The following is a 23,132-nucleotide window of genomic DNA, read 5'->3' as shown; positions in this document are numbered from 1 at the left end:
GGGAGGCAGGCGTCGAGCCCGAACGGGCAGCCGCGTATTCGTCCGCGATCGACAGAACGCCCCGTCAGAGGGAAGATCGATGCGCGCGGTACCCGGTTGAGTTCGCGGCCCGCGACGCGAGGGTGAGCGACATGGCCGAATATCTGCTCGAGATGCGCGGCATCACGAAGGAATTCTCGGGCGTCAAGGCGATCGACGGGATCGACCTGGCGGTGCGTCCGGGCGAATGCGTCGGCCTGTGCGGCGAAAACGGCGCCGGCAAGTCGACGATGATGAAGGTCCTCTCGGCGGTCTATCCCTACGGTACGTGGGAAGGCACGATCCTGTGGGAGGGCAAGGAGCTGAAGGCCCGCTCGATCCGCGAGACCGAAGAGGCCGGTATCGTCATCATCCACCAGGAACTGATGATGGTCCCCCACCTGTCGGTGGCGGAGAACATCTTCCTCGGCTCCGAACCGACGACGGGTCTCGGCTTCATCGACTACGACGCGATGAACGCGCGCGCGAGCGAGCTGATGAAGCAGCTCAAGATGCCCGACATCAACGTCGCCCTGCCGGTCATGGCCTATTCGGGCGGCAAGCAGCAGCTGATCGAGATCGCCAAGGCACTCAACAAGAACGCCAAGCTGCTGATCCTCGACGAGCCGACCTCGGCGCTGACCGCCTCCGAGACGCAGACGCTGCTCGAGTTGGTCAAGGAGTTCAAGACGCACGGCATGGCCTGCGTCTACATCTCCCACAAGCTCGACGAGGTCGCCGAGATCGCCGACACCGTCACCGTCATCCGCGACGGCACCCATGTCGCGACGAAGCCGATGTCGGAACTGACGACCGACCAGATCATCACGCTGATGGTCGGCCGCGAGATGAAGAACCTCTACCCGAAGACCGAACACAAGGTCGGCGAGGTGATCTTCGCGGCCAAGAACGTCACCGTCTTCGACACCACCAACACCGCGCGCAAGCTGGTCGACGACGTCTCCTTCGAGCTGCGCCGCGGCGAGATCCTCGGTATCGCCGGCCTCGTCGGCGCCGGCCGCACCGAACTCGCCTCCCATCTCTTCGGCTGCTGGAAGGGCGAGCACCACGGGCAGATCTTCCTCGAAGGCGAGGAGATCCGGGTGAAGAGCCCGCAAGACGCGGTGCGTCAGGGCATCTGCATGGTGCCCGAGGACCGCAAGCGACACGGCATCGTGCCGCTGATGGGCGTCGGCTACAACATGACCATGTCGGTGCTCGGGCGCTTCACCAGGGGCGGCCTGATCGATGCCGAGGAGGAGATGGCGGTCATCCAGTCGGAAATCCTGCGGATGAAGGTGAAGACCGCCCATCCGCTGCTGCCGATCGCTTCGCTGTCGGGCGGCAACCAGCAGAAGGCGGTGGTCTCCAAGATGCTGCTGCCCGAGCCCAAGGTGCTGATCCTCGACGAGCCCACCCGCGGCGTCGACGTCGGCGCCAAATACGAGATCTACAAGCTGATCTTCGAACTGGCCGCCGAGGGCGTGGCGGTGCTGATGATCTCCTCGGAACTCCCCGAGGTCCTCGGCATCTCCGACCGTGTCCTGGTGATGGGCGAGGGCGAACTTCGGGGCGACTTCCCGAATTCCGGCCTCAGCCAGGAAAAGATCCTCGCCGCCGCTCTCGGCAAGACGGACAAGGCCGCTGCCTGATCGGGCCGGCGAAGACATGCGATGGGCTCTGCCATGACCTTAACCCGCAAAGACCTGCGGAATTTCCTTTCCGCCAACAAGATCGTCGCCCTGCTCGGCGTCATCGCGGTCATCTGGGCCTTCTTCGGCTACATGACCTACGACGCCGACCTCGGCGGCTCGCAGTTCCTCACGGCGCGCAACTTCTCCAACCTGCTCCGGCAGATGGCGATCACCGGCATGCTCGCCTCCGCCATGGTCTTCGTGATCGTGGCGGGCGAGATCGACCTCTCGGTCGGCTCGCTGCTCGGCATGCTCGGCGGCATCGCCGCGGTGCTCGACGTCGTCTACCACTGGCCGTTGGCCGGAACGATCGCGGTGGTCGTCCTGCTCGGCATCACCGTCGGCCTGTTCGTCGGTTGGCTGACGGCCTATCAGGGCATCCCCTCCTTCATCGTCACCCTCGGCGGCATGCTGGTCTTCCGCGGCGCCGTGCTCGGTCTCACCGGCGGCATCACCGTGGCGCCGGCGTCCGAGGAGCTGAAGGTGATCGGCCAGGGCTATCTGCCCGGCTCGTTCGGCAACATCCTGGCGGTGGCGCTCTTCGTGTTGCTGACGGTGATGGCGTTGCGCACCCGCGCCGGCCGCATCAAGCACGCGCTGCCGGTCTCCTCGATGCCGATCGAGATCGCCCGCCTCGCCGTCGTCGGCCTCGTCATCCTCGGCTTCATCCTGACGCTGAACAGCTATCAGGGCGTGCCGGTCCCGGTGCTGATCCTGCTCGTCATCCTCGGCGTCTTCACCATCGTCGGCAACAAGACGGTGTTCGGCCGCCGCATCTACGCCGTCGGTTCCAACCTCGAGGCGACGCGCCTGTCGGGTGTCGACGTCAATCTGGTGAAGATGCTGGTCTTCGGCCTGATGGGCCTGATGTGCGCCTTCGCCGGCCTGACCACGACCGCGCGGCTGGCCGCCGGCACCCCGTCGGCCGGCACCGGCGGCGAGCTCGACGCCATCGCCTCCTGCTTCATCGGCGGCACGTCGATGCGCGGCGGCATCGGTTCGGTGATCGGCGCGCTGGTCGGTGCGGTGATCATGGCGAGCCTCGACAACGGCATGTCGATGCTCGGCGTCGAGACCTTCTGGCAGCAGATCGTCAAGGGCGTGATCCTGGTGCTCGCCGTGTGGATGGACATCGTCTCCTCCGGCAACACCCGCTGATACCATCGGGCATTGAAAATGACCGATGGCATTCCGCACGCGAATTTCCCATCACCCTGATGCAAATGGGAAATTCGCGTGTCTTCAAAGGCGGGTGCGTCGGCACCATCGGCCTTTGGCATGAAATCTCCTCTCCTCCCGAGAGCCTCGATCCCCGGCAGGGCAACCCGCCGGGGATCTTCTTTTCTCGCTCGCGTTTACCGAGCCGGAACCATCGGTCGCTAAGATGGCCGTCGACGGACGAATCGTTCGACGGCGTGGTGGGTGACGTGATGCAGTTTCGAGAGACACAGACGGTGGCCCGCGCTCAGGCTCCGGCCGACGACGACGCGGCCATCTTCGACCTGGCTCCGGTGTCGCTGTGGCTCGAGGACTACAGTGGCCTCAAGGTCCTGTTCGAAGGCTGGCGCGCCGAAGGCGTCGTCGATCTGCGCGCCCATCTGAAGGCCGATCCGGCCCGCGTCGAGACCTGCAACCGCCTGATCCGCGTGATCAAGGTCAACCGTCGCACCCTCGAGCTCTACGAGGCGAGCGAGCCGATCCACCTCTTCGCCCGGCTCGACGAGGTCTTCCGCGACGACATGCTCGCCGCTCACGTCGACGAACTCGTGCAGCTGTGGGAGGGCCGCAACGCCTTCTCCGGCCAGAGCGTCAACTACACGCTCGGCGGCCGCCGCCTCGACATCCTCCTCAGCGGCTGCGTCATGACCGGCGCCGAGCACGACTGGTCGCGCGTCCTGGTGGCGATCGAGGACGTCAGCGATCGCGAGGTCGCCCGTCGCGAACTCGCCGAGGCGGAGGCCCACGCCCGTGGCCTCTTCCAGCATTCGCCGGTGTCGCTGTGGGTCGAGGACTTCTCCTCGGTCAAGACGCTCATCGACGAGGTCCGCGCCTGCGGCATCGACGATTTCCGCACCTTCACCGACGTGCATCCCGACTTCGTCGGCCGCTGCATGAGCGAGATCCGGGTGATCGACGTCAACCGCCAGACGCTGGAAACGTTCGGCGCCGCCACCAAGGGCGAACTGCTGCTGCGTCAGCACGAGATCTTCCGCGGATCGATGCACAACGCCTTCCGCGAGCAGCTCATCGATCTGTGGAACGGCAAGCTGTTCCAGCACCGCGAGGTGGTCAACTATTCGCTCTCCGGCGAGGAGCTGCACTTCCTGATGCAGTTCTCCGTCCTGCCCGGTCACGAGTGCCGCTGGGACCTCGTCCAGGTGGCGTTGACCGACATCACCGCGCGCAAGAAGGCCGAGGCCTATCTCGAGTTCCTCGGCAAACACGACGTCCTGACCAAGCTCTACAATCGTTCCTTCTACGCCGACGAACTCGCGCGGCTGGATCGGTCGGAACTCATCCCGACGACGATCGTTATCGCCGACCTCAACGGCCTCAAGATCGCCAACGACACCTGGGGCCATGCCTCCGGCGATCAGCTGCTGCGGCGTGCCGGCGAGGTCATGAGCAAGCTGGTGGAGGACCCGGGGCGGGCGGCGCGGATCGGCGGCGACGAATTCGCCCTGATCCTGCCGGGCACCGAGGAACGGGCCGCCGCCGCCGTCGTCGAGCGCATCCAGCGGCTGACCGAGCTCAACAACCAGTTCTACGGCGGGCTGCCCCTCAGCTTCTCCGTCGGCACGGCGACGCTGCGGCCCGGCGAACGGCTGGAGGACGTCGCCAAGCGCGCCGACGCCGCCATGTACGAGGCCAAGCGCCAGTACTACGCCGCGCGCGATCAGGCCTGAGCAGACGCACGAAGGCCGCCGCGACCCTCGGGGTGCGGCGGCCTCGGCGTGTCTCTCGCGTCGGACGGGGCGGGACCTCGCGGCCCCGACGCCGTCACACCGACCGCATCACCAGACCTTCGAGATACTCCTGACGGCCCGAGCGCGGCTTGGGGTCGAGCTTGTCGGCGACCGCCCGGTCGGCGACCTGAGCGAGCGTGCGCTCGCCGGCGAGGATCGCCTTGCCTTCGGCCGAGTTCCAGCCGGCGTAGCGCTCGGCGACCGGCTTCGCCAGCGTGCCCTTCTCGAGCATCGCAGCCGCGTTGATCAGCGCCCGCGCGCAGGCGTCGATCGAGCCGACGTGGCCGTGCAGCAGATCGGCCGGGTCGATCGACTGGCGGCGGATCTTGGCGTCGAAGTTCATGCCGCCGGTGGTGAAGCCGCCGTGCTTGAGGATCTCGTGCATGACCAGGGTCAGTTCCGAGACGTCCATGGCGAACTGGTCGGTGTCCCAGCCCAGCAGCGCGTCGCCGCGGTTGAGATCGACCGAACCGAAGACGCCGAGCGCATTGGCCAGCATGATCTCGTGCTCGAACGTGTGACCGGCGAGAACCGCATGGTTCTGCTCGATGTTGACCTTGACGTCGGCGAGCAGGTCGTAGCGTTCGAGGAAGCCGTAGACCGTCGCGACGTCGAAGTCGTACTGGTGCTTGGTCGGCTCGCGCGGCTTGGGCTCGATGAGGAGCGGGCCGTCGAAGCCGATCTTGTGCTTGTGCTCGGCGACCATCGCCAGGAAGCGGCCGAGCTGGTCGAGCTCGCGCTTCATGTCGGTGTTGAGCAGGGTCTCGTAGCCTTCACGGCCGCCCCACAGCACGTAGTTGGCGCCGCCGAGCCGCTTGGTCGCCTCGAGCGCGATGCGCACCTGACCGGCCGCATAGGCGAAGACGTCCGGATCCGGGTTGGTCGCCGCACCCGCCATGTAGCGGCGGTTGGAGAAGAGATTGGCGGTGCCCCACAGGAGCTTCAGGCCGGTCTCCTCCATCTTCTTCTCGAAGATGTCGCAGATCGCCGAGACGTTGGCCTTCTGCTCGACGAGATTGGCGCCCTCCGGGGCGGCATCGACGTCGTGGAAGGTGAAGAAGGGCACGTCGAGCAGGCGGAACAGCTCGAAGGCGACGTCGGCCTTGGCCTTGGCCATCTCCATCGGGTCGACGCCGTGCATCCACGGACGCAGGAAGGTCTCGCCGCCGAAGGGATCGCCGCCCGGCCAGCAGAACGAATGCCAGTAGCAGACGGCGAAGCGCAGATGCTCGGCCATGGTGCGGCCGGCGATCACGCGGTTCTTGTCGTACCAGCGATAGGCGAGGGGATTGTCGCTGTTCGGGCCCTCGAAGCGGACCTGTTCCAGCGCACCGAAGAAGCGGGTGGCGGGGGCATTCATGAGCGGATCTCCTTGGCGAAGGGGGCGAGACGACGCCAGCGGGCGCGGGTCTCGGCGTGGACGGCGGCGCGGGCCGCGTTCGGATGGAAGGTCTCGAGCCGCTTCGGGCGGCGGCAGACGTCTGCGGGGGCCTCGCCGGTCGCGGCGAGACGGCCGAGCCGGGCGGCACCCAGTGCCGCGCCGACCGCGCCCTCTTCGACCCGGTGGACGGGCAAGCCGAGTTGGTCGGCGAGGATCTGCGCCCAGAGGCGCGAGCGCGATCCGCCGCCGACGAGGTCGAGCTCGCGGATCACCGTGCCGGCGGCGGCGAGCGCGTCGCGATTGTCGAGCAGCGCCTGACCGACGCCCTCGAGCACGGCGCGCGTCATGCCGGCCCGCGTCGCCTCGGCACCGACGCCCGCGAAGACCGCGCGCAGCTCAGGATCGTTGGCGGGCGTGCGCTCGCCGGTGAGATAGGGCAGGAACAGGATCGATCCAGGCGTCGGATCGTCGCCGAGTTCGGCCAAGAGGTCGCCGGCCGAGGCGCCGGAGACGCCCGCCCACCAGGCGAGGCACGAGGCGGCCGAGAGCATCACCCCCATCTGGTGCCATGTGTTGGGCACCGCATGGGCGAAGGCGTGGACGGCCGAGGCCGGATTGGGCGCGAAGCGGTCGGTGGTGACCCACAGCACGCCCGAGGTGCCGAGCGACAGGAAGGCATCGCCGGGCGCGATGGCGCCGAGGCCGACGGCGGTCGCGGCATTGTCGCCGGCGCCGCCCGCGACGACCGGGACGCTCGTCATGCCCCAACGGGCGACGAGGGCGGGCGAGAGGCGCCCGGAGATCTCCGAGCCCTCGACGAGGGCCGGCATCTGGTCACGCCGCATGCCGGTGGCGGCGAGTGCCGCATCCGACCAGTCGCGCTTGGCCGGATCGAGCCACAGCGTGCCGGAAGCATCCGACATGTCCTCGACCGCCTCGCCGGTGAGGCGCAGGCGGACGAAGGCCTTGGGCAGCAGCACCAGGGCGACTTTCGCGAAGATCGCGGGCTCGTGCTTCGCCACCCACATCAGCTTCGGCGCGGTGAAGCCGGGCATGGCGAGATTGCCGGTGATCGCATGGAGCGCCGGGAAAGAAGCCTCGAGCTCGGCGCATTCCGCCGTCGATCGGCCGTCGTTCCACAGGATGCAGGGCCGCAGCACCTCGCCCTCGGCGCCGACCAGCACCGCGCCGTGCATGTGGCCCGAGAGCCCGATGCCGGTGACCGAGGCGACGCCCGCCGGTTCCTTCGCCGCGAGTTCGTCGACGGCGGCGAAGGTCGCCGCGATCCAGCTCTCCGGGTCCTGCTCCGACCACGTCGGATGCGGCCGTTCGACGGTGAGCGGCCGTTCCGCGACGGCGACCACATGGTCGTTTCCGTCGAGAAGTACGGCTTTCACGCTCGACGTGCCGATGTCGAGACCGAGAAACATGGGTCTTTCCTCCAGATCGATCCGTCGCCTTTGCCCTCGGGGATCCCTCAGGGCAGGTTTTCGCGGATGACGATGTCGATGCCGATGGTCTCCTGACCGGTCGAGATCGGTTCCTTGCGCGCCAGCGCCTGCAGGATGCGGAGCGCCGAACGGGCCTCGCGGCCGGGATTCTGCGAGATCACCGCGTCCATCACCCCGGTCAGCAGGAAGCGCCGGGTGTGGGTGGTGAGGTCGTGGCCGACGAAGACGACGTCGCCGGCGCGGCCCGTCTCGACCAGCGCCGTGGCGATGCCCGAGGTGCCGGCGCCGATGTTGTAGATGCCGACGAGGTCGGGCACGTCCTTCACGAGCTTGACCGTCAGCGCCTGGTTGGTGGCGTCCTCGTCGCGACCCTCGACCGGCAGCATCAGCTCGAGGCCGGGGAAGTCCGAGGCGATCACCCGCGAGATGCCGATGAAGCGGTCGGTGTGGTCCGACAGCGCCAGCGAACCGGCGACGACGGCGACCTTGCCCTTGCGCGCACCGATGAAGCGGCCGATCAGCGAGCCCGCCGTGCGGCCCGCCGCGATGTTGTCGATGCCGACGTAGCGCGCCCGATGCGAGGCGGGCACGTCGGAGACCAGCGTGATGACGTGAATGCCCGAGGCCATCAGATCGTCGATCGCCGCGCGCACCAGCGGATGGTCGAGCGCCACGACCGCGATGCCGTCGTAGCGGTGGCCGACCTCCTCGAGCGTCGAGGTCAAGGCGTTGGGATCGAAGACGTCGGTCTCGACGATGTCGACCAGGGTGCGCCGCGCCGTCAGCCACGCGCGCTCCTTGATGACCGTCTCCTGGATCTCGGTCATGAAGGCGTTGAGGCTCTTCGGCATGACGAAGCAGAAGCGATAGCTCTTGCCGCGCGCCAGTTCCGCCGCCGCCGCATGGGGGCGGAAGCCGAGCCGGTCGATCGTCTCCTCGACCCGCTGCACCGTCGCCTTGCGGACGCCCGGTCGACCGTGCAGGACGCGGTCGACGGTGGCGAGCGACACGCCCGCCTCGCGGGCGACGTCCTTCAGGGTCGTGACGGAGAGATCGGCTTGCGTGTTCATGCTCCGATGGATCGCGCAATTTTCTGAGGTGCGCAACTCAATTCGTCGCTGCACCGCAAATGCCGCGCTGCGGCGAGGCCGACGGCAATGCGTGACGTTTCAGCCGAAGGCACGTGGAAGCGCCCTCGCTCGAGGCGTCGAGGTGCCCCTCAAATCGGCCGAAACTCAACGCGGCAGGAAGCGATAGACCGTGCGTTGGCGATAGGTCTCGCCCGGCGCCAGCCGCGTCGCCGGGAACTGGCGGCGGTTGGGCGCGTCGGGGAAGTCCTGCGCCTCGAGGCAGAAGGCGGCGTGCGCCCTGTGGACGAGGCCGCCGAGCGGGGCCGCCGAAGGGCCGAGGAACTGCCCGGTATAGAGCTGGATGCCCGGCCGGTCGGTCTCCACCTCCAGCGCCAGCCGCCCGTCGGGGGCGGTCACCTCGGCCGCCACGACCGATTCGCCGGGCGCAGCCGCGACGGCGAAATTGACGTCGAAATCCTCGGCGATCCGCCGCGCGCTGCGGAAGTCGTGATGGCTGGCGTCGACCGGCAGAACGGCGCCGGTGGGGCAGGTACTGTCGTCGCAGGGCGTGTAGAAGTCGGCGAGCAGCCGGAGCCGATGATCGCGACTGTCGCCGCCGTCGTTCATGGTGAAATAGGCGTGGTTCGCCACGTTGAAGACCGTCGGTGCGTCGGTCGTCGCGGTGATCTCGTAAGCGAGCGTCGCGGCTTCGGTCAGCGTGTAGGTGCAGCGCACGGCGACCCGACCGGGGAAGCCCTCGTCGCCGTCGGGCGAGACCAGCGACAGGGTGACGGAACTCTCCGTCGTCGCCTCGAGCGTCCAGTTGCGACGCGAGAAGCCGTTAGGCCCGCCGTGCAGCGTGTTGCGGCCGCCGTCGTTGATCGGCAGCGTGTGGTCGCGCCCGTCGAGGCGGAAACGGCCGCCACCGATGCGGTTGGCGTAGCGCCCGACCATGGCGCCGAGATAGGCGGGATTGTCGGCATAGGCCGTCGGGTCCTCGAAGCCGAGGACGACGCGGCGGCTGGAGCCGTCGGCGAGCGGCGCGACGAAGTCGCGGATCGAGGCGCCGATCGAACAGATCGAGACGATGCCGCCGCCCGGCGCCACCAGTTCCACCGCCACGACGGGTTCGCCGTCGCGCTTGCCGAATTCGCCGATGCGGTTCATGTCGTCCTCCGTGGCGCGCCGATGTTCGCACCTCGCACGAGGCCCGACGATAAGCCGATCCGCGTCGTTCCGCGAGAGGGGGCGACGTCGCGGAACGCGGCGATATTCCGCGCGCCGCTGCCGTCATTCCGAAATCGGGGCTTGCGAGCGGAGCGATATGCGCTATCTCGAGGTGCGCACCACGAGATCAGCGCGCGAAGTCGCGCGTTTGCGAGGAGACGTCCCATGAAGTCCCGCATCTTCGGCCGCACCGGCCATGCCGTTTCGGAAATCGGTTTCGGCGCCTGGCAGATCGGCGGCTCCTGGGGCGACGTGGCCGAGGCCGACGGCCGCGCCGCGCTGAACGCCGCGCTCGACGCCGGCATGACCTTCGTCGACACCGCCGACGTCTACGGCGACGGCCGCTCCGAGCGCATCGTCGCCCAGGTGCTCGCCGAACGCGGCGGCACGCGCCCCTTCGTCGCCACCAAGGCCGGCCGCCGGCTGAACCCGCACGTCGATGCGGGCTATACGGCCGAGAACCTCGAGGCCTTCGTCGATCGTTCGCTGAAGAACCTCGCCGTCGAGCGCCTCGACCTCGTCCAGCTCCACTGCCCGCCGACCGAGACGCTCTATCGTCGCGAGGTCGCCGACGCCATGGAGGCGCTGAAGGCCAAGGGCAAGATCCGCGACTGGGGCGTCAGCGTCGAGAAGGTCGAAGAGGCGCTGAAGGCGATCGAATACCCCGGCTGCGTCTCGATCCAGATCATCTACAACATGTTCCGCCAGCGCCCGGCCTCGCTGTTCTTCCGCGAGGCGAAGGCGAAGGGCATCGCCGTCATCGCCCGCGTGCCGCTGGCCTCGGGCCTCCTCTCCGGCAAGATCACCGCGGCGACCACCTTCGCCGCCGACGATCATCGCGCCTTCAACCGCCACGGCGAGGCCTTCGACGTCGGCGAGACCTTCGCCGGCGTGCCCTTCGAGGTCGGCCTCGCGGCGGTCGAGGAGGTGCGTCGTCTGGTGCCGGCGGGTGCGTCGATGGCGGCTTTAGCCCTGCGCTGGATCCTGATGGCCGACGCGGTGACCGTGGTCATCCCCGGCGCCCGCAACGCCGAGCAGGCCCGCGCCAACGCCGCCGCCTCCGATCTCGCCGCCCTCTCCGACGAGACCATGGCGGCTGCCCGCGAGATCTACGAGCGCCTGATCGCCCCCCACGTCCATCACCGTTGGTGAGGGGACCGAGAGGCCTCCGTGCGCGATCCTTCGAGACGCGCCTGCGGCGCTCCTCAGGATGAGGCTCCGGAGAATTCATCGGCGAAAACAAGCGCCTCATGCTGAGGAGGGCCGCCCAAGGCGGCCCGTCTCGAAGCATCACGCATGGACGTCGATCCGACCCCCGCCACCATCCCCGCCGCATACCGATCCTTCACCGCTCGCGGCGCATCATCGCCGGGTCGGGAGAAGCCGCGCGCGCATCGCGTGAAATCCGCTTCGCCGGCCAAGGGGAGGGACCGTTTCGCGCGCGCCGCGACCGGCCCCGCGGGAGGACGTCATGGCGCAGCAACTGCTCGACTACTGGACGGGCGCGCCGCTCGTCGCCAATGCCTTTCTGCTGCTGCACCTCCTCGGCGCCACGGCGGTCGGTCTGCTGGTCGGCTACGAGCGCACCTATCACGGCCGCGCCGCCGGCATGCGCACCTACACGCTGGTCTGCGTCGCCGCCACCATGCTGACGGCGATCTGCGGCTATCCGGCCGAGTGGTACGGCGGCCATGCCGCGAGCCCGCTCGCCGCCGATCCGACCCGCGTCGTCCAGGGCATCGTGACCGGCGTCGGCTTCCTCGGCGCCGGGGTGATCATGAAGGAGGGCTTCACCATCCGCGGCCTGTCGACCGCCGCCTCGATCTGGATGACCTCGGCGATCGGCGTGCTGATCGGCGTCGGCTTCTACGGCACGGCGATCGGCGCCACGGTGATCACCGTCGCCGCCATGACCGGCCTCGGCGATCTCGAAAAGAAGCTGCCGCACCAGACGACGCTGCACCTGACGCTCGCCTATCCGCACGACGACGTGCCGACCGGCGAGCAGATCCGCGCGGTGATGCGCGACTACGGCTTCGAGGTCGCCGACTGGACCTACGACTACGCCCAGAAGGCCGGCCGCGTGCGCTGGGAACTGGTGCTGCGCGACGGCGGCAAGGGCCGCGCCGACGCGCTGGTCAACGACCTCGCCAGTTCGCACGAAGTGCTGGAGTTCCGCCTCGCCCCCGGACGCGCTTGACGCGTCCATTGAAAGGAATGACGCGCGTGATGGCCGCGCTCAATGCCGCGAGAACAGGTCCTTGAGCTTGCACAGCGTCGTGGTGATGTCGAAGCGTTGATCGGGCAGGGCCTCGCCGGCGAGGATGCGTTCGATCGCCTTCGTCGGATCGGTCTCGCCGGTCAGCAGCACCTCGGTGCCGCGCTTCTTCAGATGCCGCACGAAGCCGTCGCCGGCACTGCCCGCGACCACCACGTCGACGCCGTCGAGCGGGTGCGGTGCCTCGTCGCGGAAGTGATGGAAGACCTGATCCTTCGTCAGCTCGACGCGGGCGGGGACGGGCAGGGGGCGACCCTCGCGATGGTCGGCGAGGTCGAAGACGAGCCAGTGGCGCGCCTGTCCGGCGTGGGAGCCGACGGCTTCCCAGTCCCTGGTGGGTACGGCGATCTTCATGGGGGCTCCTCGGTCGGGATCGGACGAACGAGCCCGCCGGTGGGCGCGACGGACGCCCCATCTGACCTCGAGAGCCGCCGTGCCCGCAAGCCCGAAAGCCGGTGGCGCGACATCGCCCCGCACATGAACTTCGAGGGTGAAAGCGATTCGCGATCAGGCACTTGGGCGCGTTCGCGGAATCGGATCGAGAGCGACTTGAATCACCGTCGCAGCCGGTTGAATCAGTCTCTCAGCGGGCTGAATCAGTCTCTCAGCCGCTTGAATCGATGCGCGAGGCGAGGCCTGCCGCACGCGGAATCGTCACATGAGGCGGTCGCGCGGAAACCGCAGGTCGCCGCGCCCGATCGCTCGACTCTCCACCTGAGCTTCAGCCCTGTCGGCGCTTGGCCGCCTGGAACATCGGCCCGCCGAGACGGGCCGGCCAGCCGTAGCCGTTGAGGAAGACGAGGTCGATGTCCGAGGCCCGCGCCGCGATGCCCTCGGCCAGGATCGCCTCGCCCTCCGCCGCCATGGTGGCGACCAGCCGGTCGACGATCTCGGCAGACGTGAAGGCGCGGCGAGCGATGCCCTTGCGGGCCGCCTCCGCCTCGATCAGCGCCGTCACCTCCGGGTCGACGGTCTTCTTTCCCTCGGGATAGGCGTACCAGCCACGCCCGGTCTTGCGACCGAAGCGGCCGGCCTCGCAGAGGCGATCAGCGATGTCGACGTAGCGCTCGGCCGGATCGCGCGTCGCCGCCTTGCGCTTGCGCAGCGCCCAGGCGATGTCGAGGCCGGAGAGATCGAAGACAGCGAAGGGCCCCATGGCGAGGCCGAAGCCCTCCATCGCCGCGTCGATCTCCTGCGGCAGCGCACCGTCCTCCAGCATGTATTCCGCTTCGCGCCGGAACCGCGCCCAGATGCGGTTGCCGACGAAGCCCTCGCAGACGCCGGTTACGACGGCGAGCTTCTTCAGCCGCTTGGCGACGGCGAGTGCGGTCGCCAGCGTCTCGGCCGAGGTCGCGCGGCAGTCGACCACTTCCGCCAGCCGCATGACGTTGGCCGGCGAGAAGAAGTGGATGCCGACGAAGCGCTCGGGCCGAGCGACCACCTCGGCGAGATCGTTCGGATCGAGATAGCTGGTGTTGGTGGCGAGGATACAGTCGGGGCCGACCACGTTTGAGAGCCGGGCGAACAGGTCGCGCTTCACCTCGCGATCGTCGAACACCGCCTCGACCACCAGATCGGCGTCGGCGAGCGCGGAGAGATCGGTCGCGAAACTCATCGACGCGAGCTTTGCGGCGCGCGCCTCCTCGCTCAGCCGGCCGGAGGCGACGGCGCGGCCCCAGACCTCGGCGATGCGCTCGCGTCCCTTGGCGAGGAAGTCGTCGGTCGTCTCGACCACCGTCACGGCGTAGCCTGCATCGACGAAGGCGACGGCGATGCCCGCCCCCATGGTGCCGGCCCCGACGACGCCGACGCGGGTGACCGGACGGGGGGCGACACCGTCCGTCTTGGCGACGCGAGCGACCTCGCGTTCGGCGAAGAAGACATGGCGCAGCGCCGCCGCCTCGTCGGAGGCGACCAGCCGCAGGAAGACCTCGCGTTCCGCCGCCTGACCCTCGGCGAAGGGAAGATCGGCGGCACGCAGCGTCATGCGCGCCGCCTCGCCGGGCGAGATCTGGCCGCGCGCCTTCTTCTCGATCGCCGCGATGGCGGCCTCCGCTTCCGCCCGGTCGAAGGGCGGCACGGCGAGATCGCGGACGCGGGCCGGCGGCCTGCCGACGAGCGTGCGGGCATGGGTGATGGCGCTCGCCAGGAGATCGCCCTCGGCGATCGCGTCGACGAGGCCGAGCGTGCGCGCCTCGCCGGCGCCGATTGGCTTGCCCGAGGCGTTCATCTCGATCGCCCGGAGCATGCCGACGAGCTGCGGCAGCCGCTGCGTGCCACCGGCGCCGGGGATGATGCCGAGATTGACCTCCGGCTGGCCGAATCTGGCGTCGGCCGCCGCCACGCGGGCGTGTGCCGCCAACGCCAGTTCGCAGCCGCCGCCGAGCGCCGTGCCGTGGACCGCGGCGACGACCGGCTTGGGGCAGTCCTCGATGGCGTAACAGACCTCGAACAGCATCGGGGACGCCGGCGGCTTGCCGAATTCGCGGATGTCGGCCCCGGCGGTGAAGGTGCGGCCGTGGGCATGGAGGACGACCGCGTCGACGCCCTCGTCCGCGCCCGCCCGCGCCATCGCCGCGACCAGCCCGGCCCGGACCGCCTGCGAGGCGGCGTTGACGGGCGGATGATCGACGCCCACCAGGGCAACGCGATCACGGATCTCGTAGGTGATGCGGGCGGTCTCTTCGCTCATGGTCTCTGCTCTCGTCGGTCTCATGGGGCGTGGGCCGTCGGGAGGGGGCCGTCTCGGGCGCCGTCGCCGGTGGCGGCCACCGAACGGGCGGCTTCTGTCCGGTCCGCCGGTGTGTCGCCGATCCGCGGGCGTGTCGGTGCGACGTCGTCCCGTCTCCTCCGTCGGCTACCGCCCCGTCCTCCCTGTCGGCTTCTCTGCCGTTCTTGCCGAAAACGGTGCCGTCACCCCCGCACCCGGTCAACGGATCGGGTGTCCGACATACGAACAAGTATCGCATACCGAACAAGTCGGAGGCGGGTCGGGATCAAGGGGCAGGTGCGAGGGCGAGGGGGAGGGCGCAGGAGGAGGCAGGGGCAAAGGCAGGCGAGGGATGGCGGGTGGCGAGCGAGCGTCGAAGCGCCGGGCGTCGCGGGCGTCTGAGACGTCGAGGCATTTGGAGGTATGGGGTGGCTGCGCGAGGGCTCGGCGAGAGGCGGGCGGATGCCGGTGGTCTCGGAAGGGGCTGCGGACCGCGGCAGGGCGCCGGGCCACGGGTGCGACGTCGACACGCTTCCGCATCCGTTTTCGCGCATCGCGCCGCCGGAAACGCGATTTCACCCCGCGGATTGCTCCTTTTCCCGTTCAGCGCGCCCGAAATCTCCCGCCGCGACTGGAAACCGCCGCCCGAATGCGTCACAGAGGAGCGATCCAACGACGCGGACCATCATGTTCCTCACGCTTCTCGATCTGGTCGGAACCTTCGCCTTCGCGCTTTCGGGCGGCACGCGCGCCGTCGAGCGGCGGCTCGATCCATTCGGCATCGTCTTCCTCGCCTTCGTCGCCTCGACCTCGGGCGGCATCGTCCGCGACGTGCTGATCGGCCGGATCCCGCCGATCGCCATCGCCACCTGGCACTATGCCGCGGTCGCCTGCATCGCCGGGCTCGCCTGTTCGCTCGCCTATCGCCAGATCGCCCGGCTCGCGGCGCCGGTGGCGATCTTCGATGCCATCGGCCTCGGCTTCTATGCCGTGGTCGGCACGCGCATCGCGCTCGATGCCGGCCTCTCGGCGCCGATGGCGGCGCTGCTCGGCATGATGTCGGCGATCGGCGGCGGCATCGGCCGCGACGTGCTGACCGCCCAGACGCCGATGGTGTTGCAGAAGGAGATCTACGCCGTCGCCGCTTTCGCCGGCGCGCTGGTCCTGGCACTCGGCGACCGCATCGGCCTGCCCGACGCGATCACGGCGCCGGTCGGCGCGGTGCTGGCGACCGGCGTCCGCTTCATGGCGATGAAGTGGGACTGGAACCTGCGCCTGCCGCTCGATCGCGAGGCGACCCGCGACGACGACCCGGCGAGCGGCGACTGACGGTGTCTCAGGCGACGCCGTCGATCAGATCGGCGACGCCGCGGCCGAGCGGATCGGCCGGGTCCATGAAGCGCTCGAGCAGGGTGAAGTGATCGGCCCCCTCCGAGACGATCAGCGGCGCCGAACGTCCCGCTGCTTCCCACGCCGTGGCCATGTCGCGCGACTGGGCGACGAAGGCCGGCGTCTCGACCCCGCCGACCGCGAAGAGCGCGGGACAGGGCGCATGCGCCGCCCGGTGGATCGGCGATGCGGCCCGCGCGGCGGCTGCGTCCAGCTTCAGAGCGCGATTGAGCGACGTTCCAGTGAGCCGCGACAACTCGTAGACCCCCGAGAGCGCCAAGACGGCGGCGATCGGCGAGACGGGAAGCCCCCATGTCGCCGGATCGGTCAGGGCGAGTTCCACCGCCAGATGCGCGCCGGCCGAGTGGCCCGAGGCGACGATCGGCGGCACCCGGCCGAGGCGGGCCTCGGCATCTGCCCGGACCGCCGGCACGATCGCGCGGACGGCTCGCGTGATCTCGGCGATCGAGGCATCGGGGGCGAGCGGGTAGTTCGGCAGCACGGTGTCGCAGCCGAGATCGGCGAAGCGTTCGCCCATGAAGCGGAAGAGGGCCTTGTCGCGCATCTGCCACCAGCCGGGGTGGAGGTGGACGACGACGGCGCGCGGCGTGCCCTTCGCGGGCACGAAATCGAAGACCTGACGCGGATGCAGCCCATAGGCGACGTCGCGGCGGACGCTGGGACGTTTCGCGGTTGCTTCGCTCGCGCGGGCGAAGCCCTCGATCAGCGGCGGCCAAGTCGGCTGCACCTGACCGCCGACGAAGTCGAATTCGGCGGTTGCGTCGATCGCGGCGTCGGTCATGGCGGCCTCACAGTTCGAGGTGGCGGGCGGCGAGGCTGCGGTCGCGGGCGATCTCGCTCGACGGACCCTGCCAGACGATGCGGCCCTTCTCCATCACCACGTGGCGATCGGAGAGCGCCGCCGAGGCGTCGAGATGCTTGTCGACCACCAGAATGGCGAGCCCCTCGCGCTTCAACACCGCGAGCGCCGCCCAGATCTCGTCGCGCAGCACCGGGGCGAGGCCTTCCGTCGCCTCGTCGAGGACGAGCAGGGCCGGATCGGTCATCAGCGCCCGGCCGATCGCCAGCATCTGCTGTTCGCCGCCCGAGAGCTGGTCGCCCATGTTGCGGCGGCGTTCGGCGAGGCGGGGGAAGAGCCCGTGGACCCGTTCGACGGTCCACGCCGCACTGGGCTTGCGTGAGGCGGTGGCGACGAGGTTCTCCTCGACGCTGAGGCGCGGGAAGATCTGCCGCCCCTCCGGCACCAGCCCGAGCCCCTCACGCGCCCGGACGTGCGGCGCCGCCCGCGTCATGTCGCGGCCGCGGATCATGACGCGACCGGCGGTCGGGGCGAGGAGGCCGAAGAGCGTGCGGATGGTCGTGGTCTTGCCCATGCCGTTGCGCCCCATCAGCGTCACGGTCTCGCCGGGGGCGACCGAAAGCGAGAGGTCGAACAGCACGCGGGCCTCGCCGTAGCCGGCGGAGATGCCTTCGAGCGCGACGAGGGCGGTCATGCGGCGCTCTCCCCGAGATAGGCGCGGCGGACGGTCTCGTCGGCGCGGATCTCCTCCGCCGAGCCGGTGATCGCCACGGCGCCGGCGATCAGCACGGTGATGCGGCTCGCGAGGCGGAAGACCGTCGCCATGTCGTGCTCGACCAGCAGCATCGGCACGGAACCGGCGAGCGAGGCGAGGAGTTCCGTCAGCCGATCGGTCTCCTCCCGCCCGGTGCCGGCCATCGGCTCGTCGAGAAGCAGCAGCTTCGGTTCCTGCACCAGCCCCATGGCGAGTTCCAGCGCCCGCTTCTCGCCGTGCGACAGCGCACCGGCGCCGATGTTCGCCCGATCGGCGAGGCCGACGCGGTCGAGCGCCTCGCGGGCGCGGGTGCGGGTCTTGGCCTCCGAGGTCGCGGGGCGGAAGAAGCGGAAGGGCGAGCCGTCCTTGGCGATGGCGGCGAGCTGGACGTTGTCGAGCGCGGTGAAGCCGGGGACGACATGGGCGGTCTGGAACACCCGGGCGAGGCCGGCCCGCGCCCGCGCCGCCGCGTCGAGCCGCGTCACGTCGCGCCCGGCGAAGATCACCCGGCCGCGGTCGGGGGCGATGGTGCCGGCGATCTCGCCGACCAGCGTCGACTTGCCGGCGCCGTTCGGCCCGATCAGCGCATGGATCTCGCCCGCCGCGACGGTGAGCGAGACGTGGTCGGTCACCGGCAGCGCGCCGTAGGACTTCACGAGCCCGTCGAGGGCGAGGATCGGCTCAGCCATCGGCCGCCCTCCGCGGAAGGAGGGCGCGGAAGTCGATCACCCGGGCGAAGACCACGGCGAGGATCAGCAGGCCGAGCCCTGCCTTCCAGTATTCCGTCGCCGAACCGAGGAACTCCTCGACCAGCACCACGGCGATCGCGCCCACGACCGCGCCGGAGAGCCGCCGCGCCCCGCCGAGCACCACCATGACGATGAGTTCGCCCGAGCGGTGCCAGTTCATCAGCTGCGGCGAGACGAAGCCGGTCTGCTCCGCCATCAGCCCGCCGGCGATCCCGGCGATGCCGGCCGCCAGCACCCAGGCGGCGAGCCGCACCCGGAAGACCGGGAAGCCGAGCGCCGTCGTCCGCGCCTCGGCGTCGCGCGCCGCGCGCAGCACGAGGCCGAAACGCGCCCTCACCACGGCGTGGAGGAAGAGCGAGGCGACGGCGAGGCAGCCGATCGCCACCCAGGCGACGTTCGCCTCCCAACGGAAGAACTTGGCGCCGAACAGCGTCGCCTTGCCGGCGAGGCTCATGCCGTCGTCGCCGCCGAGCGCCGACTGCGCCGCGAAGACGAAATAGGCCATCTGTGCGAAGGCGAGGGTGATCATGATGAAGTAGACGCCGCGCGTCCTGAGCGCCAACGCCCCCGTCGGCCAGGCGAAGAGCGCCCCCGCGAGAAACGAGAGCGGCAGCAGTGCCGTGACGTCGCGCAGGCCCATTTCGCCGGCGATCAGCACCGCATAGGTGCCGAGCCCGAAGGGCGCGGCATGACCGAAGCCGACCATGCCACCCTGACCGAGCACGAAGGAGAGCGACAGCGCCGCGAGCGAAAGGATCGCCGCCCGCGCCGCCAGCGTCACCCAGAAGCTCTCGCCGAGGAACTGGCCGGCGGCGGTGAAGGCGGCGAGCGCCAGGATCGCCGTCGCCGGATGGAGGAGGACGCCCGCGAGGCGGTCCGAGAGGGTGGGGGACGTGGTCTCGGTCATGGCGTGCGCGTCCAGGCGCGTTCGCCGGTGAAGAGCCCGGTCGGCCGCACGATCAGCACGATCGCCATCAGCACGTAGATCGCCATCGAGGCGACGGCGGGCCCCGCCTGCGCGGCGGTCGAGCGATCGACGACGAGGCGCAGGATGTCGGTGGCGAAGGCCCGGCCCAGCGTGTCGACGAGGCCGACGATGATCGAGGCGACGAGCGCGCCCCTGACCGAGCCGATGCCGCCGATGACGATGACGACGAAGGCGAGGATCAGCACCGTGTCGCCCATGGCGGGCTCGACCGACAGGATCGGCCCGGCCATCGCCCCGGCGAAGCCCGCCAGCATCGCCCCGAAGGCGAAGACGAAGAGGAACACCCGGTCGATGTCGACGCCGAGCGCCGAGACGATCGACGGATGGGTCGATCCGGCGCGCAGCAGCATGCCGGTCCGCGTCCGGGTGATCAGGAACCACAGGAGGAAGGCGACGGCGAGCCCCGATCCGATGATCATCAGCCGCCACACCGGATAGGCGAGGCCGGCCATCAACTGCACCGAGCCGTCGAGCCCGGCCGGCAGGCGGAAGGGCAGGGGTGCGGCGCCGAAGATCGCCTTCACCGCATCGGTGACGACGAGGATGACGGCGAAGGTGGCGAGCACCTGTTCGAGGTGGTCGCGCCGTGTGAGGTGTCGGAAGAGCAGGATCTCGAACAGGAAGCCGAGCACCAGCGACCCGCCGAGCCCGAGGACGAGGCCGAGGCCGAAATGCCCGGTCTTCGCCACGGCGACCGAGGTGAGGTAGGCGCCGAGCATGTACTGCACGCCGTGCGCCAGATTGACGAAGTCCATCACGCCGAAGACCAGCGTCAGCCCGGCGGCGACCAGGAACAGGATCAGCCCGAACTGCAGCCCGTTGAGGATCTGGACGGCGAGAAGCGTGAAGGACATGGAAAGACGATCTCGTAGGGCGCCGTTTCTCCCTCCCCCCTCGCGGGGGAGGTCGGGGAGGGGGCTGAGGTTGGGGTGGCGGAGGCTCGGAACACCCCTGTTCGGCTTCATCCTGAGGTGCCCGGCGGAGCCGGGCCTCGAAGGGCGAAGCCCCGACGGGCCTTGCCTCTCGGCCCTCCGCCCTTCGAGGCTCGCTAGCGCTCGCACCTCAGGGTGAAGGGCCTCCGCATCGCGCTACCCCCTCCGACCCGGCTTCGCCGGGCCACCTCCCCCGCGAGGGGGGAGGAGGGGGTGCCGCGCGCGTCGCCTCACTTCAGCGGGCATTCCGCGCCGTAGGTGTCGCCCGCGTTGTCGAAGACCTTGTCGACGATCTCGGTGGCGAACTTGCCGTCGGCGCGCTTCACCGCCTTCACGACGTAGAAGTTCTGCTTCGGGAAGCCGTTGGGCTGGAAGGTGAAGGAGCCGCGCACCGACTTGAACGGCGCCGACGCCAGCGCCTTGCGGAAGGCTTGCCTGTCGGTGGTCTTGCCGCCGGTCGCCTTCAGCGCGCCGTCGATCAGCTTGGCCGCGTCATAGCCCTGCGCCGCGTAGAGCGACGGGACGACGCCGTATTCCTTCTCGTAGGCGGCGACGAAGGCCTTGTTCTCGGGCGTGTCGAGGTTCGGCGCCCATTCGGCACCCGACAGCAGGCCGACGGCGGCGTCCTGGGTGGCGGGCAGCGTCGTCTCGTCGACGGTGAAGGCCGAGAGGAACGGCACCTTGCCGGAGAGACCTGCCTGATTCCACTGCTTGACCAGGTTCACGCCCATGCCACCCGGCATGAAGGTGAAGACCGCGTCGGGCTGGGCGGCGGCGATCTTGGCGAGTTCGGCCGAGAAGTCGAGCTGGCCGAGCTGGGTGAAGATCTCGTCGACCACCTCGCCCTTGTAGGCACGCTTGAAGCCGGCCATCGAATCCTTGCCCGCCTGATAGTTCGGCGTCATCAGCACGACCTTCTTGTAGCCCTTCGACTGGGCATAGGCGCCCATCGTCTCGTGGTTCTGGTCGTTCTGGTAGGAGGCGGCGAAGAAGAAGGGCGAGCACGCCTTGCCGGCGAGCGGCGAGGGGCCGGCATTGCCGGAGACGAGGAAGGTCTCGGCCTCGAACACCGGCTTGGCGACCGCCATCATCACGTTGGAGAAGACCACGCCGGCGACGACGTCGACCTTGTCGCGGTCCAGGAGCGCCTTGACCTTGGTGACGGCGACGTCGGGCTTCAGCTCGTCGTCGACGACGATCACCTCGGTCGGCTGACCGCCGAGCTTGCCGCCCAGTTCCTTGACCGCGAGCTGGAAGCCGTCGCGCATGTGGACGCCGAGCGCCGCCGACGGGCCGGAGAGCGTCGCCAGGAAGCCGATCTTGATCGGGTCTGCGGCGGCGGGCGCCACCGAGGCGAGAAGGAGGGCGGCGGAGGCGGCGAGGGCGGCTTTGCGAACCATCTCTTGTGTCCTTGGGCGAAGTGACGCGGTGGGCAGGGCCACACGACCCCGATCGCGCCGACGGCGGGCGGCTGCCGGCGAACGATGCCCCCTTTATAGATGGATCGCCGCTGCCTTGTCGCCTGCGGCTTCCGTCGCGGTCGCGGGCTGGATGCCGAAAACGCGGGCAGGAGGGAGCGACCGCGCGGATTGTGTCGATTGGCCTTCGACCGCCTTGAAATGCGCGGTCCGGTCGGGCATAGAGATCGCGCCGGAGACGTGGCCGAGAGGCTGAAGGCACTCGTTTGCTAAATGAGCGTACCCCCAAAAGGGTACCGAGGGTTCGAATCCCTCCGTCTCCGCCATAACTATTTGATTTTATTGAATAATATTACTTTGCGACGGTCGTGCCGGATCGCCCGGGACGTTCAAAGGGTTGTCGCCCCCCACCATCAGGCCGTGTGACCGCGAGACCCATTCGGTACAGGAATCGGCGCCTGACCTGCCCGAATATCTCTCGAGGCCGGTTTGGTGGTACCCTTCGCAAATGCCGGTTCTCGTGGATGCCTCTTGGCGTACGCACCGGATTCCGATGCCGGTCCCCCAGGGGTCGGGACGGCGGAACGAGAATCCCCGCCGGATCGGCAGGGATCGAATTGCAGCGATCGATAAGGTGGTGTTCGGATCACCCGAACCCGAGTTCGCGTCGCTGCTCCTGCCAATCCGTCGCCAAGTCCGCCGTGACCGACAGTTGCTTGGCGGATAGGCCGACCGGCTGGCGGCCGTCGAGGATTGCGGCGGTGATGTCGGGAGCGAGGAAGCCGAGCCGGACGATGCGGGAGAAGTAGGGTCTCCCCACTCCATTCTCCTCCGCGAGTTCGGCAATCGACTTGTCGTCGCCACGCAGGATCAGGTCGCGGAAGCGGTGGGCACGTGCGAGCAGTCGTAGCAGGCTGCGGTCGGGTTTGCGGGCGTCGCGATTCCGAGGCGCTTCGATCAGATGCCGCATCTCCATTCCCACGCGTTTCAGCGTCGCCGGGACGGTAAGCGTGATGGTCTCGCCTTCCGCTTCGTCGAGCGCTCGGCGGCCGGATTTGCGATCGGGGATGGCGATGCGGTCGGTCCGACAGCGAGCCAAGGCGAGAACGGCGCCGGCGTCGACTGTGATGTCGACGGTTTCCATGGTCACCACGATCGCCTTCACCAACCGATGAATGATGGTGAAATTCTCGGCCTGCGAGAGGTTCGGTGACGTTGCCCCCAAGTTTTATCCAGTTCTGAGTTCGCTCTGGCGGATGGGATTGCCTTGTTGGGCGGGGTGCGCGG

19 protein-coding genes and 1 tRNA gene are annotated in these 23,132 nt (G+C 69.1%); 7 read left to right on the top strand and 13 right to left on the bottom strand.

Annotated elements, in window-relative coordinates; all coding sequences use genetic code 11:
- Nucleotides 1-131: 131 nt before the first annotated feature.
- The 3 genes from ACT53U_RS04415 to ACT53U_RS04405 all read left to right on the top strand — a co-directional run bounded on the left by ACT53U_RS04415 (nt 132) and on the right by ACT53U_RS04405 (nt 4,618).
- Nucleotides 132-1,670 carry a xylose ABC transporter ATP-binding protein gene (locus tag ACT53U_RS04415; protein WP_476153095.1) on the top strand — a complete coding sequence of 513 codons (1,539 nt, stop codon included), beginning with the start codon at nt 132-134 and terminating at the stop codon, nt 1,668-1,670.
- 33 nt (nt 1,671-1,703) lie between these two features.
- On the top strand, nt 1,704-2,870 hold the full coding sequence (locus ACT53U_RS04410; protein WP_476153093.1) for a sugar ABC transporter permease: 1,167 nt from the start codon (nt 1,704-1,706) through the stop codon (nt 2,868-2,870).
- Nucleotides 2,871-3,142: 272 nt separating this feature from the next.
- Nucleotides 3,143-4,618: a sensor domain-containing diguanylate cyclase gene (locus ACT53U_RS04405; protein ID WP_476153091.1), complete on the top strand. Its 1,476-nt coding sequence runs from the start codon at nt 3,143-3,145 to the stop codon at nt 4,616-4,618.
- Nucleotides 4,619-4,712: 94 nt separating this feature from the next.
- Here ACT53U_RS04405 and xylA read toward each other — a convergent pair whose 3' ends face one another.
- The 4 genes from xylA to ACT53U_RS04385 form a co-directional block, all read right to left on the bottom strand.
- Nucleotides 4,713-6,038 (bottom strand): xylose isomerase, encoded by a 1,326-nt coding sequence (gene xylA, locus ACT53U_RS04400; protein WP_476153090.1) that lies wholly within the window; start codon nt 6,036-6,038, stop codon nt 4,713-4,715.
- Nucleotides 6,035-7,489 (bottom strand): xylulokinase, encoded by a 1,455-nt coding sequence (gene xylB, locus ACT53U_RS04395; RefSeq protein ID WP_476153089.1) that lies wholly within the window; start codon nt 7,487-7,489, stop codon nt 6,035-6,037. Before xylB ends, xylA begins: the two co-directional genes overlap by 4 nt.
- Nucleotides 7,490-7,536: 47 nt before the next feature.
- On the bottom strand, nt 7,537-8,580 hold the full coding sequence (locus ACT53U_RS04390) for a LacI family DNA-binding transcriptional regulator (RefSeq protein WP_476153087.1): 1,044 nt from the start codon (nt 8,578-8,580) through the stop codon (nt 7,537-7,539).
- 165 nt (nt 8,581-8,745) lie between these two features.
- Nucleotides 8,746-9,747, bottom strand: coding sequence for an aldose epimerase family protein (locus ACT53U_RS04385; RefSeq protein WP_476153085.1), 1,002 nt, complete (start codon nt 9,745-9,747; stop codon nt 8,746-8,748).
- Between the two features lie 225 nt (nt 9,748-9,972).
- Between ACT53U_RS04385 and ACT53U_RS04380 the strand changes: the two genes are divergently transcribed.
- Together ACT53U_RS04380 and ACT53U_RS04375 are read left to right on the top strand one after the other, a co-directional pair.
- Nucleotides 9,973-10,959, top strand: a complete 987-nt coding sequence (locus tag ACT53U_RS04380) for an aldo/keto reductase (RefSeq protein WP_476153084.1) — start codon at nt 9,973-9,975, stop codon at nt 10,957-10,959.
- A 319-nt stretch (nt 10,960-11,278) separates the two neighbouring features.
- A complete protein-coding gene (locus ACT53U_RS04375; protein WP_476153082.1) occupies nt 11,279-12,007 on the top strand; it encodes an MgtC/SapB family protein in 729 nt (242 codons plus the stop codon).
- A gap of 39 nt (nt 12,008-12,046) precedes the next feature.
- Here the strand turns inward: ACT53U_RS04375 and ACT53U_RS04370 are convergent, their stop codons facing one another.
- A complete protein-coding gene (locus ACT53U_RS04370) occupies nt 12,047-12,439 on the bottom strand; it encodes a NifB/NifX family molybdenum-iron cluster-binding protein (RefSeq protein ID WP_476153080.1) in 393 nt (130 codons plus the stop codon).
- A gap of 367 nt (nt 12,440-12,806) precedes the next feature.
- Nucleotides 12,807-14,777 (bottom strand): 3-hydroxyacyl-CoA dehydrogenase NAD-binding domain-containing protein, encoded by a 1,971-nt coding sequence (locus tag ACT53U_RS04365; RefSeq protein WP_476153079.1) that lies wholly within the window; start codon nt 14,775-14,777, stop codon nt 12,807-12,809.
- Nucleotides 14,778-15,482: 705 nt separating this feature from the next.
- Between ACT53U_RS04365 and ACT53U_RS04360 the strand changes: the two genes are divergently transcribed.
- Nucleotides 15,483-16,124 (top strand): trimeric intracellular cation channel family protein, encoded by a 642-nt coding sequence (locus tag ACT53U_RS04360; RefSeq protein WP_476153077.1) that lies wholly within the window; start codon nt 15,483-15,485, stop codon nt 16,122-16,124.
- A gap of 7 nt (nt 16,125-16,131) precedes the next feature.
- On the opposite strand, the gene ACT53U_RS04355 is transcribed toward ACT53U_RS04360, so the two are convergent.
- The 6 genes from ACT53U_RS04355 to ACT53U_RS04330 form a co-directional block, all read right to left on the bottom strand.
- Nucleotides 16,132-16,986, bottom strand: coding sequence for an alpha/beta hydrolase (locus ACT53U_RS04355; protein ID WP_476153075.1), 855 nt, complete (start codon nt 16,984-16,986; stop codon nt 16,132-16,134).
- Nucleotides 16,987-16,993: 7 nt separating this feature from the next.
- Nucleotides 16,994-17,698: an ABC transporter ATP-binding protein gene (locus tag ACT53U_RS04350; protein ID WP_476153073.1), complete on the bottom strand. Its 705-nt coding sequence runs from the start codon at nt 17,696-17,698 to the stop codon at nt 16,994-16,996.
- Nucleotides 17,695-18,447: an ABC transporter ATP-binding protein gene (locus ACT53U_RS04345; protein ID WP_476153071.1), complete on the bottom strand. Its 753-nt coding sequence runs from the start codon at nt 18,445-18,447 to the stop codon at nt 17,695-17,697. Before ACT53U_RS04345 ends, ACT53U_RS04350 begins: the two co-directional genes overlap by 4 nt.
- Complete coding sequence (locus tag ACT53U_RS04340; RefSeq protein ID WP_476153069.1) at nt 18,440-19,414, bottom strand: branched-chain amino acid ABC transporter permease; 975 nt, start codon at nt 19,412-19,414, stop codon at nt 18,440-18,442. The genes ACT53U_RS04345 and ACT53U_RS04340 overlap by 8 nt, the downstream gene beginning before the upstream one ends.
- Nucleotides 19,411-20,349, bottom strand: a complete 939-nt coding sequence (locus ACT53U_RS04335; protein ID WP_476153067.1) for a branched-chain amino acid ABC transporter permease — start codon at nt 20,347-20,349, stop codon at nt 19,411-19,413. Before ACT53U_RS04335 ends, ACT53U_RS04340 begins: the two co-directional genes overlap by 4 nt.
- 308 nt (nt 20,350-20,657) lie before the next feature.
- Nucleotides 20,658-21,827, bottom strand: coding sequence for an ABC transporter substrate-binding protein (locus ACT53U_RS04330; RefSeq protein ID WP_476153065.1), 1,170 nt, complete (start codon nt 21,825-21,827; stop codon nt 20,658-20,660).
- A 252-nt stretch (nt 21,828-22,079) separates the two neighbouring features.
- Between ACT53U_RS04330 and ACT53U_RS04325 the strand changes: the two genes are divergently transcribed.
- Nucleotides 22,080-22,171 (top strand) — tRNA-Ser (locus ACT53U_RS04325).
- Between the two features lie 320 nt (nt 22,172-22,491).
- Here ACT53U_RS04325 and ACT53U_RS04320 read toward each other — a convergent pair.
- The gene (locus ACT53U_RS04320) at nt 22,492-23,070 is read right to left on the bottom strand and encodes a hypothetical protein (protein WP_476153064.1); all 579 of its coding nucleotides are present in this window, start codon (nt 23,068-23,070) and stop codon (nt 22,492-22,494) included.
- Nucleotides 23,071-23,132 lie beyond the last annotated feature (62 nt).

It is taken from the genome of Pinisolibacter sp. DMC19 (genome assembly GCF_056313985.1).
This window is presented reverse-complemented; position numbering and strand designations above follow the sequence as displayed.